This is a genomic window from Virgibacillus sp. MG-45 (assembly GCF_036409425.1).
Lineage (GTDB): Bacteria > Bacillota > Bacilli > Bacillales > Amphibacillaceae > LDC-1.
This window is the reverse complement of the sequence record NZ_JAXOFU010000001.1, coordinates 16,416-31,897: the sequence shown is the minus strand read 5'-3', so window position 1 is coordinate 31,897 and position 15,482 is coordinate 16,416. Positions and strand designations below refer to the sequence as shown.

The window sequence follows — 15,482 nt, the reverse complement described above, 5'->3', positions numbered from 1 at the left end:
GGGGTAAAAAGATGAAGCGAGTATCGACTGTGACCGTTAGAAAAAGATTAGTTACTGTTTTTCTTATTGGCATTTTATTCTTTGGAATCATTGACTTTCGTTTAGGTTATGTGCAATTTGTTATTGGAGATAAACTTATGGGGCTTGCTGATGAATCTTGGAGTAGAGATATTCTCTTTGAACCTGAGCGAGGTTTAATATTAGATGTAAATGGGGAAGTATTAGCAGAAAACGTAACAGCACCTTCTGTTGTAGTTGTACCCAGACAAATTAAAAATCCACAGGAAACAGCAGAGAAGCTGGCAGCTATTTTACATATATCTGTTGAAAAAGCGTACAAGCAAATAACAAAGTCAGCTATGTCCTCACAAATAAGACCAGAAGGGATAAAGATTTCTGAAGAGCAGGAAAAAGCAATCCGTACACTTGATATGGAAGGTGTGTATTTAGCAAAGGATTCAAAGCGACATTATCCGTTCGGAGATGATTTAGCTCATGTTCTTGGATTTACGGGCATAGATAATCAGGGCTTAATGGGTTTAGAACTTTATCATGATGAGAAATTAAGTGGTGAAAAAGGAAGTCTTTCATTTTATTCGGATGCAAAGGGAGGTAAGCTAAAGCAGCTTGCTGATGTATATAAAGCACCAGAGGATGGCTTAGATTTAAAAACTACGATTGATAGTAGAGTGCAAACAATTATTGAAAGAGAGCTTGACCTTGCTGTCGCAAAATATAATCCAGATGGCGCGTTAGCGATTGCCGTGAATCCGAAAAATGGTTCAGTATTAGGAATGGCAGCAAGACCAGCTTTCCATCCAGAAAAATATCAAGAAGTGGATGCTGATATTTATAATCGTAATTTACCGATTTGGAGTACCTATGAACCGGGCTCAACATTTAAAATTATTACATTAGCCGCAGCTTTAGAAGAAGGAGTCGTTGATTTACAAAAGGATCATTATCATGACTCAGGTTCGATTAAAGTTGGTGGTGCGAAGCTACGCTGCTGGAAAAGTGGAGGCCATGGTCATCAATCTTATTTGGAAGTTGTTGAAAACTCGTGCAACCCCGGATTCGTTAATCTTGGACAGAAATTGGGAAAAGAACGGTTATTTAGTTACATCCGAGATTTTGGGTTTGGAACGAAGACAGGGATTGATTTACAAGGAGAAGGTAATGGGATTCTCTTTAAGCCAGAAAATGTTGGGCCGGTCGAGTTAGCCACAACTGCTTTTGGACAAGGCGTATCTGTTACCCCTATACAGCAAGTAATGGCAGTATCAGCCGCAGTAAATGGCGGCTACTTGTATGAGCCGTTTGTTGCTAAAGAATGGATTGATCCACAAACAAATAGCACAGTAAAAGAACATCAACCAGTATTAAAGGAACGCATTATTTCTGACGCCACCTCAAAGGAAGTTCGGAATGCGTTAGAAAGTGTTGTAGCAAAAGGTACAGGTAGACCAGCTTATGTTGATGGTTATCGTGTCGGAGGGAAAACTGGAACTGCCCAAAAGGTTGGGCCAGATGGGAAATATATGTCGAACAACCATATTGTTTCTTTTATAGGATTTGCTCCTGCAGATGATCCAGAGATTGTTGTCTATGTAGCGGTTGATAATCCAAAAGGAACGGTTCAATTTGGTGGTGTTGTGACAGCCCCTATTGTTGGTACGATTATTGGTGATAGTCTTAACGCTTTAGGCGTTAAAAGACGAAAAGATGGACTAGAAAAAGAGTATAAATGGCCTGAACAGCCAAAGGTCGAGGTTCCCTCTTTAGTTGGATTGAAAAAAAAGGAGATTGTTGAATTTCAAACTAATTTAGCTATTGAAACAAGTGGTAAGGGAGACTATATTATTGATCAGTCACCAAAGCCAGGTGTGAAAGTAGAGCAAGGTTCTAAGATTCGGATTTATCTTTCAAATAAAAAATAATCGAGATTCAAGGTGAATTTTGCTATAATAAATGGGATATAAAATGAAGAGGGTGATCCACCCTCTTAAAAATTGTTTCGGTTTAGAATAATTATACTTAGGCATTGTTTCGAAAAAATAATAATGAGGATGTTTACAATGAAATTATTAGAATTACTTACACCCGTACCGTTCTATACTAGTTATAGTGAATTAGACAATATTGAAGTGCAATCGTTAAAGATAGACTCACGTGCAATCGAACAAGGTGATGTTTTTATTTGTATCACTGGTTTTTCGGTCGATGGACATAATTACATACCACAAGCAATCGAAAATGGTGCGGTTGCAATCATTGCTGAAAAGAAAGTAGAGGCAGCAGTTCCTGTGATTGTTGTATCGGATACAACACGCGCATTGGCTTTGCTTGCTTCTCATTTTTATAATTATCCTTCAAGTCAGCTCCCGCTCATTGGAATTACTGGGACGAATGGGAAAACGACTATAACATATCTTTTAGATTCAATCTATCGAGTAAATGGAAAGAAAACAGGTGTTATTGGTACGATTCAAATGAAAATTGGGGATGAGGCGTTTCCAATTCAAAACACAACGCCAGATGCACTTTTTCTCCAACGCACATTCCATCAGATGATAGAAGCAGGAGTGGAACAGGGGATAATGGAGGTTTCCTCGCATGCCTTAGATCAAGGAAGAGTTCATGGTACAGATTTTGATATAGCCATATTTACGAATTTATCTCAGGATCATCTTGATTATCATAAAGATTTAGATGATTATTTACGTGCGAAGAGTCTGCTTTTTGCCCAATTAGGAAATAGTTATATAAAAGCAGGAAGAAAATTTGCTATCTTAAATGCGGATGATTCCTCCATCGATCTCTTAAAACGAAGTACGGCACAGCATGTTTTAACATATGGTTGTCGTAATGATGCGGATGTATCGGCAACAGATATCCAGCTACACGCAGGGGAAACAACGTATACACTCGTAACACCTATCGGAACGATTAACGTGAAGAGTAGATTAATTGGCATGTTTAATGTGTATAATATGCTCGCAGCCGCAAGTGCTGCAATAGCAGATGGGGTTAACCTTCAAGTTATTAAGCAAGCTTTTGAAACGATTCCTGGAGTAAATGGTCGTTTTGAACCAGTAAAAGCTGGGCAAGATTTTGGTGTGATAGTGGATTATGCGCATACACCGGATTCATTAGAAAATGTATTACAAACAGTACAAGAGTTTGTGAAAGGAAAAATATATGCGATTGTTGGCTGCGGAGGAGACCGTGATCGAACGAAGCGTCCGCTGATGGCACAAATTGCTACAAAATATGCTGATCACGCCGTACTTACGTCTGATAATCCTAGAACAGAACAGCCTGAAGCAATTTTGCAAGACATGGTTAATGGGTTAACAAAAGAAACAAATTATGAGGTCATCGTTGATCGGAAGCAAGCAATACACCATGCTGTAGCACTTGCTAAAAACGATGATATCATTCTTATAGCTGGAAAGGGACATGAGACGTATCAACAAATCGGTCATGAAAAACTTCATTTTGATGATCGTGAGGTTGCTCAGGAAGCTATAGTAGCTAAGGAGAGAAAATAATGTTATTTACAACACAATGGATTGCTAGTGTGTTTGAAAATTATCGTGGAGAAGCACAGTCTGCAATTCCTATCAATGCGGTATCAACAGACAGCCGAGAAAATGCCTCCCACTCACTTTTTATCCCTTTAGTTGGTGAAAAGTTTGATGGTCATGATTATATAAAGCAAGCTTTTAATAATGGTGCTGTTGCAGCGATTTGGAATAAAGACAAAGCGTTACCCCGATTCCTACCGACTGACTTTCCAGTTTTTTTAGTTGAGGATACGGATGTCGCCCTGCAGAAGCTGGCAGCGGCATATCGAGATCTAGTTGACCCTGTTGTTATTGGCGTTACAGGCTCAAACGGGAAGACAACAACAAAGGAAATGATCGCAGCTATTGCAAGCACAAGCTATAAGACCCATTTTACACAAGGAAACTTTAATAACCATATTGGACTGCCGTTAACAATATTATCAATGACACGCGATACAGAACTGCTTGTGCTGGAAATGGGAATGAACCATTTTGGTGAGATTGAACGTTTAACGAAAATTTCTAAGCCTGATTATGCAGTCATTACAAATATTGGGGAATCACATATTGAGTTTCTCGGTTCACGTGAAGGCATAGCCAAGGCAAAATTAGAAATTCGACATGGATTAAAGCAAAATGGTTGCCTCATTATCGATGGCGATGAACCATTACTAAATCATGTTAAAAAGGATGATAATGTATTAACATGTGGGCTTGAATCTGAGAACGATGTTGTTTTGTCAGATGTTACCATTAGTAATACCCAAACAAGCTTTAAGCTCTCGGATAATTATTCATATTCTATTCCATTACTCGGAGTACATAATGCCAAAAATGCTTCGTATGCGATTGCGGTTGGAAGGAAACTAAATATTGGGCAGGAGCAAATAGAAAAGGCGCTAGCTACTTTGCCGCCAACTTCTATGCGTATGGAAATTACACGAGGAGCATCAGGTGTTGCAATCATCAATGATACGTATAATGCTTCGCCAACTTCTATGGTTGCTGCTATTGAAGTAATAAAACAAATGACAGGGTACAAGAACAAAGTGCTTGTACTGGGAGATATATTTGAGTTAGGGGATAAAGCTAAACAGTTACATCAGTCTGTAGCAGCAAGTATCGAGCCTCCAATTACTGTCTTGTATACGGTAGGCAAGGAAGCGGAAATCATTAGTAAGACTGTAAGCAAACAGCAACCTAACATGCTATGTGCGCATTTTCAATCAAAAGAGGATTTATTGGGAGAATTGCACGAATATCTTATGCACGATACATTAGTATTATTCAAAGCCTCACGTGGAATGCAATTTGAAACAATGGTAAAAGCAATCCAATCATAATAATAAATGAACAACAATAGCGCAGTACGCAACAACGATTTCGTTTGGACGGTTTATACAAGGAGGAATTACAGTGAATATTTTCGTTATGACGATAACAATAGCAATTGCATTTTTAATTACCGTCCTCTTATCACCGATATTTATCCCATTTCTAAGAAGATTAAAGTTTGGACAAAGTATTCGCGAAGAGGGCCCAAAATCACATATGAAGAAAACAGGTACACCAACGATGGGTGGAATAATGATCGTATTCAGTATCGTTATAACTGCAATTATAATGGCAGGGAAATATACGGCGAGTGGCAATATTGGCTATGAGCTTTGGCTATTAATTTTTGTGCTTGTTGGCTATGGATTACTTGGTTTTTTAGATGACTTTATTAAAGTCGTAATGAAGCGAAATTTAGGGCTAACGTCAAAGCAAAAAATGCTTGGACAATTAGTGATCGCATTTATTTTTTACTTTATTTTACGTAGTAACGACTTTCCAACACATATTCAAATTCCTGGTACTACCATTCAGTGGGATTTAGGCTGGGGATACGCAATCCTAATCGTATTTATGCTTGTTGGAGCCTCAAACGCTGTTAATTTAACGGATGGGCTAGACGGTTTACTGGCGGGGACGGCAGCAATAGCGTTTGGAGCTTTTGGAATTCTTGCTTGGCACGGTTTCCCACAGCAGGAAATTGGGATTTTTGCTTTAGCCGTTGTTGGTGCGCTCCTTGGCTTCTTGGTATTTAACGCACATCCAGCAAAGGTATTTATGGGTGATACAGGTTCATTAGCACTCGGTGGTGCAATTGCGGCTATTGCTATCTTAATGAAGTTAGAAATATTATTAGTCATCGTTGGTGGTGTATTTGTAATTGAAACATTGTCGGTTATTATTCAAGTCATATCATTTAAAACGACTGGCAAACGTATTTTTAAAATGAGTCCATTACATCATCACTATGAGCTATTAGGTTGGTCAGAATGGCGTGTGGTAACTACTTTTTGGTTAGTAGGACTTATTTTCGCCGCTTTAGGAATATATATCGAGGTGTGGCTAGGGTGAAGAAATTAGCGGAATTCCCTTATAAACATATATTAGTACTCGGATTAGCGAAAAGTGGAACTGCGGCTGCGAAAGCTTTACTTCTAAATGATAAACAGGTACGTGTAAATGATATGAAAGCAAAGGGTCTAGATCCAGAAGTAGTGGAGCTGAAAAATATGGGAGCAGAGGTAATACTTGGCTCCCATCCATTATCGACGCTAACAGAGATTGATGTCGTTGTGAAAAATCCCGGAATTCCATATGATAATCCAATCGTTGCTGAGGCAGTGAAGCGCAATATTCCAATTATAACGGAAGTAGAGCTTGCGGGTTATATTGCAGAAGACCAGATTATTGGTATTACCGGATCTAATGGGAAAACAACGACTACGATGCTTATCACTGAAATGCTAAAGGCAAGCAATCAAGGTGTACAGGTAGCGGGAAATATTGGCTTTGTAGCAACAGAAGTTGCACAAGCACTTAAGGATGAAGAAAAGCTTGTTCTTGAATTATCTTCCTTCCAGCTCCAAGGAACCTCTCAATTCAGACCTCATATCGCAGTATTATTAAATATTTTTGAAGCGCATTTGGATTATCATAAAACGATGGATAATTATGTAATGGCTAAATGTAATATTTATAAAAATCAACGTGATACGGATATGTTAGTTTATAATGCAGATGACCCTATTCTGTCTAAGAAGGTGCAGGAAGCATCTGCACAAAAGATTCCTTTTTCGGTTACAAGAAAGTTAGCTGATGGAGCATGGATAGATGATAACAGTATCTACTTTAAAACGGAGAAAGTAATGGATCGCCATTCAGTTGTTTTGGTTGGGGAGCATAATATTGAGAATATATTAGCTGCAGTTAGTGCAGCGAAGCTAGGAGGAGCAACGAACAAAGGTATTCAGAAGGTATTGCGTACTTTTTCGGGTGTAGAGCACCGGCTACAATTTGTGGACGTTATACAAGATCGTCAATTTTATAATGACTCCAAAGCAACCAATATGCTGGCAACAAAAAAAGCGTTAGCGTCATTTCAGCAGCCTGTAATTTTATTAGCGGGGGGACTAGATAGAGGAAATTCATTTGATGATTTAATCCCTTATTTAGAAAACGTGAAAGCGATGGTATTATTCGGGCAAACTGCAGCAAAACTTAGTCAAACAGCTCTAAAAGCAGGAATAGAGAAACAAATCGCTGTAAAAAACATGCAAGAAGCAGTGAAAGAAGCATATTCCTTGTCTGATCCAGGTGATGTAATCTTATTGTCTCCTGCCTGTGCAAGCTGGGATCAATATCGTACGTTTGAAGAAAGAGGAGACATGTTTATGCAAGCCGTGCATACATTAAAGTAGGGGCTTGTTTCAAAGAAAATGAATGATGTATATAATTGCTAGAAGCCCCTATTCCATCTTTGGAAAAAGGGGTGTTTTTTTTGTTTTCAAAATCAAAGCTCGGTGACAAACCAGACTATACACTATTAACAATCATTTTATTGCTTCTATTGATCGGTATTATTATGGTGCTAAGCTCTTCCTATGTGTGGGCAGAATATAAGTATAATGATAAGCTTTACTTCTTGAAACGGCAGCTCCTCTTCGCTGGTGCTGGTATTGCTGCTATGTTTACTACGATGAATATTCCGTACGGAACATGGCGAAAGTATGCGAAGGGAATTTTATTCGCTTGCTTTTGTTTATTACTACTCGTGTTAATTCCAGGTGTCGGTATGACAAGAGGTGGAGCTCAAAGCTGGATTGGAGTAGGAGCATTTAGTATACAACCCTCTGAATTTATGAAGTTAGGTTTGATTATTTATTTAGCTTTGTTTTTAGATCATAATCAGAAATATATTACTTCGTTTAAACAAGGATTTTTTCCGTCTTTACTGTTGGTTTTTACTGCCTTCGGACTTATCATGCTACAGCCAGATCTAGGAACAGGTGTTGTTCTTGTGCTTACATGTATGATTATGATTTTTGTATCTGGTGCACGACTGTCACATTTTTTTGGACTAGCCATATTAGGGCTAGCAGGTTTCGCTTTTTTAATATTATCTGCACCCTACCGAATTAGCAGAATTACTGCATTTTTAAATCCGTGGGAAGATCCACTTGGAGATGGCTTTCAAATTATCCAATCACTTTATGCCATTGGACCAGGTGGATTAATGGGTATGGGATTAGGGGAAAGTTTACAAAAGTATTTCTATCTTCCTGAACCACAGACAGATTTTATTTTTGCTATTCTTGGAGAAGAGCTTGGATTTATTGGTGGAACATTTGTAATTGGATTATTTGCATTTATGTTTTGGCGTGGGATACGGATCGCATTAGAAGCAGCTGATCAATATGGACGGTTACTGGCTTTAGGGATTGTCTCCATGCTAGCAATTCAAGTAATGATAAATATTAGTGTAGTTATTGGTTTAATTCCGGTTACAGGAATTACTTTGCCATTTCTTAGTTATGGTGGTTCGTCCTTAACTTTAACACTTTGTTCTGTAGGAATATTGCTTAATATAAGTAAATCTTCTCATTTATAAAAGGGGGAAAGAAATCGCGCTATTATTGTTTTACAAAAAAAGCTTGAAAACTACCATTGACTACTATCTGTTCTTTCCAATATTGTGTTATAATTCATTTAACTGGGGTAAATGGCATGATACATGCCATTTTCTTCTATTACTTTATTAAAAGGACGAAAATAGATGAGCAAAAAAAAAGTTGTTTCGATTGAGGATCGAATTCCAAAATTGAAGCAAGCCCGAAAGAAAAAAGCAAATCGGCGTCTTGTGTTTTACCTGTCTATTTTTTTCTTCTTACTTTCTATCATTGTTTATTTACAGTCTCCGTTAAGTGAGATTAAAAATATAACTATCCAGGGAAATGCGCTTCTGACTGATCAAGAAGTAATGGAAAAAAGTGGATTATTAAAACATATGAACATTTGGACGATAAATAAAGAGGAAGCAAAAACACAATTATTGAAAGACCCAATTGTAGAGAAAGTAGAAATTAGTAGACAACTACCATGGACAGTAGATATACGGATAGTAGAGCAAGATCGAGTTGGATACATAAAGAAAGAGAATAAGGTATATGCTGTGCTTGGTAATGGTACTATTCTAAAAGATGAAGTGCTTAATGGTATGCGTGGAGATGCTCCCATGTTATTAGACTTTGATAATAAAAAATTACTTGACCGCATGACAGATGAACTTTCGCAATTGCCAAAGAGTATTCTCGATATTATTTCAGAAGTATATTGGACACCATCAAAGGAAAATTCCAATAAGATAACTTTATACATGAATGATGGATATATCGTTTCCGGAACGATTCGCAATTTTGCAGATCGTATGCAGGTTTATCCATCTATTGTGTCGCAGCTCGATCCAAAAGAAAAAGGAATTATCCATATTGGTGTAGGTGCATATTTCGAGTCATTTAACAAGAAGGATAAGTTAAATGAAGAAACGGTTGGAGAATAAAGAACATTTGATCATTTTTTCGTGCAGTCAAATATGTAAAAGTCTTAACGAATAGTTTATAATGAAAAATAAGCATGGTTCTAAAGGAAATACTGAATATATATTTATTTTTTAGTGTAAGTCCGATAGAATAAGAGATTATAGTTAGATTATACAATTGGTAAATTTTGAAACAATCTACCATGTGAGTGGATGGTTTTAAACTGGAGGTGCCCTTCTTTGAACAACAGTGAAATACTGGTAAGCCTTGATATAGGTACATCAAAAACAAAAGTAATCATTGGTGAAGTTTTAAACGATTCGTTAAATGTAATTGGTGTTGGAACAGCGAAGTCCAATGGCATGAAAAAAGGAGCAATTGTTGACATTGATCAAACGGTACAGTCCATTCGAAATGCTGTCGAGCAAGCCGAAAGAATGGTTGGCATGCAAATTGATAGTGTGGTTGTAGGGATTAGTGGGAATCATATTCAATTGCAACCATGTCACGGCGTTGTTGCTGTTCAAAGTGAAAATCGTGAAATTGGCGATGAAGATGTAAAGAGAGTAATTGATGGAGCGCAAGTTATTTCTATTCCTCCAGAACGTGAAATCATTGATGTTATTCCAAAGCAATTTATTGTTGATGGTCTAGATGAAATAACGGATCCTAGAGGAATGATAGGTGTTCGTTTAGAAATGGAAGGTACGATTATTACCTGCTCCAAAACAGTATTACATAACACGTTGAAATGTGTGGAACGAGCAAATCTACAAATATCAGATATTTGTCTGCAGCCATTAGCTGCTGGAACTGTTGCCCTTTCTAAGGACGAAAGAAATCTTGGTGTCGCACTTATTGATGTGGGAGGCGGCTGTTCAACAGTTTCTATCTATGCAAATGATCATTTAGTTTCAACAAGTGTCGTTCCACTCGGTGGCGATAATATTACAAAAGATTTATCTATTGGGTTGCGTACGACAACAGAAGAAGCAGAAGATATAAAAATTAATCATGGACATGCTTTTTATAATAATGCACTCGAAGATGAAATTTTTGAAGCCTCTATTATAGGTAGTAATAATAAGCAATCATATAATCAATTACAAATAGCAGATATGATTGAAGCTAGATTAGAAGAAATATATGCATATGCTGAACGAGAAATTCGTAAAATGGGCTTCAGAGAGTTGCCTGGAGGGTATGTGCTTACAGGTGGTTCTATGAAAATGCCTGGTGTATTAGAGTTAGCACAAGATATATTTCGTGCCAATGTGAGAATTGCTATTCCAGATTATATTGGTGTTCGAGAGCCTCAATTTACAGCAGGGGTAGGCATCTTGCAATTTGCTTATCATAATGCGAAAATACAAGGAAAAGAATTGTTTCCTTCGATTTCTCAGTCATATGAACAACAACCAAAGAAAATTAAAAAACAGCAAGTAAAAGTAAGTACGAAGGAATCAAAAGAAAGTAAGAAAGAATCTGGAATCGCTAATTTCTTTAAGTATTTCTTTGATTAATCGAGCGTTCCTTGTTAGCAGCTGTAGGTAAGATGATTTATTCAGAATCGGATTAGAAGCAACTGCTGACAAAGAGTTACTTGAAATTTTGTCATTTTGCATATTAGGAGGAACGAATAGTATGTTAGATTTTGATACAAATATGGATCAACTAGCGACAATTAAAGTCATCGGTGTTGGCGGTGGTGGAAATAATGCTGTTAACAGAATGATTGAGCATGGTGTAGAAGGTGTTGAATTTATCGCTGTCAACACGGATGCACAAGCTTTAAATTTATCAAAAGCAGAAGTGAAATTACAAATTGGTTCTAAGTTAACCCGTGGTTTGGGTGCTGGCGCTAATCCAGATGTTGGTAAAAAGGCAGCAGAAGAAAGCAGAGAGCAAATTGAAGAAGTGTTACAAGGTGCTGATATGATTTTTGTTACTGCTGGCATGGGAGGCGGTACAGGAACTGGTGCTGCACCTGTTATTGCTCAAATTTCAAAGGAGTTAGGTGCGTTAACTGTTGGTGTCGTGACACGCCCATTCTCATTTGAAGGAAGAAGAAGATCGACACAAGCTGTATCTGGAATTGATGCATTAAAAAGTAGTGTGGATACGCTAATCGTTATACCAAACGATCGTTTATTAGAGATTGTTGATAAGAACACTCCGATGCTAGAAGCGTTCCGTGAAGCAGATAATGTCCTACGTCAAGGAGTGCAAGGGATCTCCGATTTAATTGCAAAACCAGGATTGATTAATGTGGATTTCGCAGACGTTAAAACAATCATGTTTGATAAGGGATCTGCATTAATGGGTATTGGTGTTGCGACAGGTGAAAATAGAGCAACCGAAGCTGCTAAAAAGGCAATTTCCTCCCCATTATTAGAAACATCTATTGATGGTGCGCATGGAATTCTTATGAACATTACTGGCGGTACGAATTTAAGTCTTTATGAAGTGCAAGAAGCTGCAGATCTAGTAACTACAGCTGCGGATGATGAGGTAAATGTTATCTTTGGTTCTGTAATTAATGAAAGTTTGAAAGACGAAATTATTGTAACAGTAATTGCTACTGGGTTTGACGAATCAAAGCAGGTTGAACCACAGCCAAAGCAACGCCCTGTTATCCATCATCATCAACAGGCTGCCACGAGAGCGACAGAGGATTATTCAAGAGATGCTGGACAAGGACAGCATGTAAGGCAGGAAGATGATGTGCTTGATATTCCAACCTTTTTAAGAAACCGAAATCGTGATCGATAGGTTTTAATTTACAATTGAATTCGAATTTTACAAACAAACAGCTATACATTATAGCTGTTTGTTTTTTGTTTTTTAGATTATTCGTTCACTTATATACTCGTAATATTTCTCCGACAAATAAGGTGATAACTAGTACAAAATAGTCTATTTTTGCATACAAGAATTGACAGACTTTGCAAGAAGCGTCAGCTATACTTTTCATAGTTTCTAAAAAATGAAACATTGCGTATTTGTCTTTAAACATTATCTAGTTTTTGTAAGTGAGAAGAACTGAAGGCGAAGTCTATTGGGCATTGGGGGTTTTGATGGGAGGGAAAGGATGACGATTTATCTTGATGTCGTTTGGGCGCTAAACTTTTTTCTTGATATGATGCTCTTAATGCTGACACAAGCAATAGCGAAAGAGAAAACTACGGTGAAAAGGCTTGTTGTTGGTGCTTTTATTGCATCGCTTCTTGTCCCGATTACACTCTATTATCCAAATTCATTTTCATCAACAGTCATTGGAAAAATTGCCTATTCCCTTCTTATTATTGGGTGTACGTTTCGTTGGTACTCGGTTAAACGATTTCTAAAATTACTCTTTTTGTTCTATTTTACAACCTTTTCAATTGGAGGAGGATTGATAGCTGTACATTATTTATTCCAACGTCCTATTGGCATCTCTGCTGAAGGATTATTTACATTTCAAAGTGGTTTTGGTGATCCAGTTAGCTGGACTTTTGTTATTTTAGGCTTCCCTATTTCATGGTTCTTTACGAAGTGGCGTATGGACAAGCACGCAATAGAGAAAATCCGATATGATCAGCTTTATTCAATTGATCTTACGATAAAGGGTGAAACTTATTCAACAACAGGATATATCGATAGTGGAAATCAGCTAGTTGACCCGTTAACAAAAAAACCAGTTGTTATTTGTGATGAACCATTTCTAAAAAATTGGTTTTCAGTAGACGACTGGACAACATTAAAATCTATTTATGAAACTTTGAATATAGCTAACATTCCATCTCGATGGGAAGATGTAATCCAGCTGATTCCATATCAAGGTGTTGCGGGAAAGAATAGCTTTATGCTAGCAATAAAGCCAGATCATTTAGTTATTCACTATCATAATCACTCGATAGAAACATCTAAGGTACTTGTTGGTATCCAATTTGCTACACTAACGGGTGATCAGATGTATCATTGCTTACTGCATCCACAAATTGTAAAGCTAGCAATAATGAATTCTGCATAATGAAAATGAAGGAGCGGATCGATATGAGAATTATGAGGTTACGTATACGTTTATGGTGGTATAAGGTATTAATTAAGTTGGGAATAAAGTCTGAGGAAATATATTATATTGGCGGGAGTGAAGCACTTCCACCTCCATTAAGTAAAGATGAAGAAAAAGAATTATTAGAGCTGCTTCCAAAAGGAGATAGATCAGCGCGAGCAGTTCTAATCGAGCGGAATTTACGACTTGTAGTGTATATTGCCCGCAAGTTTGAGAATACTGGAATAAATATTGAAGATTTGATAAGTATTGGAACAATCGGTCTCATTAAAGCAGTTAATACATTCAATCCTGAAAAAAAGATAAAGCTTGCTACATATGCGTCTCGATGCATTGAGAATGAAATTCTAATGTACTTGCGTCGGAATAATAAACTAAAATCAGAAATATCGTTTGATGAACCGTTAAATATTGATTGGGATGGGAATGAACTATTGTTGTCAGATGTCCTTGGTACAGATGATGACATTATTACAAAGGATTTAGAAACAAAAGTGGATAAACATCTTTTAAAGGATGCACTATCTCAATTAAACGCAAGAGAAAAACAGATAATGGAATTGCGTTTCGGATTAATAGGGGAAGAAGAAAAAACGCAAAAAGATGTTGCAGATATGCTGGGCATTTCCCAATCCTATATATCAAGGCTAGAAAAGAAAATTATCCGTCGTTTAAAAAAAGAATTTAACAAGATGGTTTAGCTAGAATAGGCACTTTATTTCAGTAACTGAATAGATGAATTTATTTTTTATCTATTGCATAAAAAACTCCCGGGTCGGAGATACTGTCCATGAACAGCATCTCCAATCGGGAGGGTACAGAATGTCTAGACATAAAGTAGTGATTTGCGGAGTTGACACGTCTAAATTACCTGTGTTGACAAACAAGGAAATGCGTAAATTATTTGTAAAGATGCAAGAAGGTGATTTAACAGCACGAGAAGAACTTGTAAATGGAAACTTACGTTTAGTGTTAAGTGTTATTCAACGCTTTAACAATCGTGGAGAGTATGTAGATGACTTGTTTCAGGTTGGTTGTATTGGATTAATGAAATCAATTGATAATTTTGATTTAAGCCATAATGTACGATTTTCTACATATGCGGTTCCAATGATTATTGGTGAAATACGCAGATATTTAAGGGATAATAATCCAATTCGTGTGTCACGTTCTTTACGAGATATTGCTTATAAGGCACTACAAGTAAGAGAAAAGCTAATCAATAAAACCTCTAAAGAACCAACCCCAATGGAAATAGCCGAAGAAATGGGGATTCCTCATTCTGATATTATATTTGCAATGGATGCGATTCAGGACCCGGTTTCGTTATTTGAGCCAATATATAATGATGGAGGAGATCCAATATATGTGATGGATCAAATAAGTGACGATAAGGATAAAGATGAAGGTTGGGTAGACAAGCTTTCTTTGAAAGAAGGGATGTACCGATTGAATGAACGTGAAAAAATGATCTTAAATAAACGTTTTTTTCAAGGGAAAACCCAAATGGAAGTTGCAGAGGAAATTGGTATTTCTCAAGCACAAGTATCAAGACTTGAAAAAGCAGCGATCAGTCAAATGAATAAGCAAATGTTTGAATAAAAAAACGGAACAGGATGTGCCTGTTCCGTTTTTTTATGAAAAAATAGGCATTCGTTGCATATAAATAAAAGAAGGAAGGTGAGCGTAATGATAAAATTATCAGAACTTCAAGTAAAGGAAGTTATAGCTATTAATAGTGGGGAAAGAATCGGTCACATTTCTGATTTAGATATTGATCCAAGCCGTGGAAAAATTACAGCGATTATTATTTACTTACGTGAGAAAAAAGGACTATTCGGAAAAGCAGAAGAAATGATTATTTATTGGGAACAAATTGTAACAATAGGTTCGGATGTGATCCTAGTTAAACAAATAGAGGAGCCCATCCTATATGAGGAAACAAAGCAATGAATGTAGAACAACCTCGTTTCAAATATGGTAAAA

General features: G+C 37.1%; 13 protein-coding genes. All 13 read left to right on the top strand.

Annotation, left to right across the window (positions count from 1 at the left end; all coding sequences use genetic code 11):
• Positions 1–11: 11 nt before the first annotated feature.
• The 13 genes from SPK86_RS00155 (at position 12) to SPK86_RS00095 (ending at position 15,449) form a co-directional block, all read left to right on the top strand.
• On the top strand, positions 12–1,940 hold the full coding sequence (locus tag SPK86_RS00155) for a stage V sporulation protein D (protein WP_284140903.1): 1,929 nt from the start codon (positions 12–14) through the stop codon (positions 1,938–1,940).
• A gap of 138 nt (positions 1,941–2,078) precedes the next feature.
• On the top strand, positions 2,079–3,554 hold the full coding sequence (locus tag SPK86_RS00150) for a UDP-N-acetylmuramoyl-L-alanyl-D-glutamate--2,6-diaminopimelate ligase (RefSeq protein WP_284140902.1): 1,476 nt from the start codon (positions 2,079–2,081) through the stop codon (positions 3,552–3,554).
• Complete coding sequence (locus tag SPK86_RS00145) at positions 3,554–4,915, top strand: UDP-N-acetylmuramoyl-tripeptide--D-alanyl-D-alanine ligase (RefSeq protein WP_330948428.1); 1,362 nt, start codon at positions 3,554–3,556, stop codon at positions 4,913–4,915. The genes SPK86_RS00150 and SPK86_RS00145 overlap by 1 nt, the downstream gene beginning before the upstream one ends.
• A gap of 88 nt (positions 4,916–5,003) precedes the next feature.
• Positions 5,004–5,978, top strand: a complete 975-nt coding sequence (gene mraY, locus SPK86_RS00140) for a phospho-N-acetylmuramoyl-pentapeptide-transferase (protein WP_284140980.1) — start codon at positions 5,004–5,006, stop codon at positions 5,976–5,978.
• Positions 5,975–7,324, top strand: a complete 1,350-nt coding sequence (gene murD, locus SPK86_RS00135) for a UDP-N-acetylmuramoyl-L-alanine--D-glutamate ligase (protein WP_330948427.1) — start codon at positions 5,975–5,977, stop codon at positions 7,322–7,324. Before mraY ends, murD begins: the two co-directional genes overlap by 4 nt.
• Positions 7,325–7,404: 80 nt before the next feature.
• Positions 7,405–8,514: a stage V sporulation protein E gene (gene spoVE, locus SPK86_RS00130; RefSeq protein ID WP_284140899.1), complete on the top strand. Its 1,110-nt coding sequence runs from the start codon at positions 7,405–7,407 to the stop codon at positions 8,512–8,514.
• Positions 8,515–8,679: 165 nt separating this feature from the next.
• Entirely contained in the window at positions 8,680–9,462 is a 783-nt protein-coding gene (locus SPK86_RS00125; protein ID WP_284140898.1) for a cell division protein FtsQ/DivIB, read from the top strand.
• 219 nt (positions 9,463–9,681) lie between these two features.
• On the top strand, positions 9,682–10,965 hold the full coding sequence (gene ftsA, locus SPK86_RS00120; RefSeq protein WP_284140897.1) for a cell division protein FtsA: 1,284 nt from the start codon (positions 9,682–9,684) through the stop codon (positions 10,963–10,965).
• Positions 10,966–11,086: 121 nt separating this feature from the next.
• A complete protein-coding gene (ftsZ, locus tag SPK86_RS00115; RefSeq protein WP_330948426.1) occupies positions 11,087–12,214 on the top strand; it encodes a cell division protein FtsZ in 1,128 nt (375 codons plus the stop codon).
• Between the two features lie 319 nt (positions 12,215–12,533).
• Entirely contained in the window at positions 12,534–13,454 is a 921-nt protein-coding gene (gene spoIIGA / locus SPK86_RS00110; protein WP_330948425.1) for a sigma-E processing peptidase SpoIIGA, read from the top strand.
• A gap of 23 nt (positions 13,455–13,477) precedes the next feature.
• A complete protein-coding gene (sigE, locus tag SPK86_RS00105; RefSeq protein WP_284140894.1) occupies positions 13,478–14,197 on the top strand; it encodes an RNA polymerase sporulation sigma factor SigE in 720 nt (239 codons plus the stop codon).
• Positions 14,198–14,318: 121 nt separating this feature from the next.
• Entirely contained in the window at positions 14,319–15,098 is a 780-nt protein-coding gene (gene sigG, locus SPK86_RS00100; protein WP_284140893.1) for an RNA polymerase sporulation sigma factor SigG, read from the top strand.
• Positions 15,099–15,185: 87 nt separating this feature from the next.
• A complete protein-coding gene (locus SPK86_RS00095) occupies positions 15,186–15,449 on the top strand; it encodes a YlmC/YmxH family sporulation protein (RefSeq protein ID WP_284140892.1) in 264 nt (87 codons plus the stop codon).
• Positions 15,450–15,482: the final 33 nt, after the last annotated feature.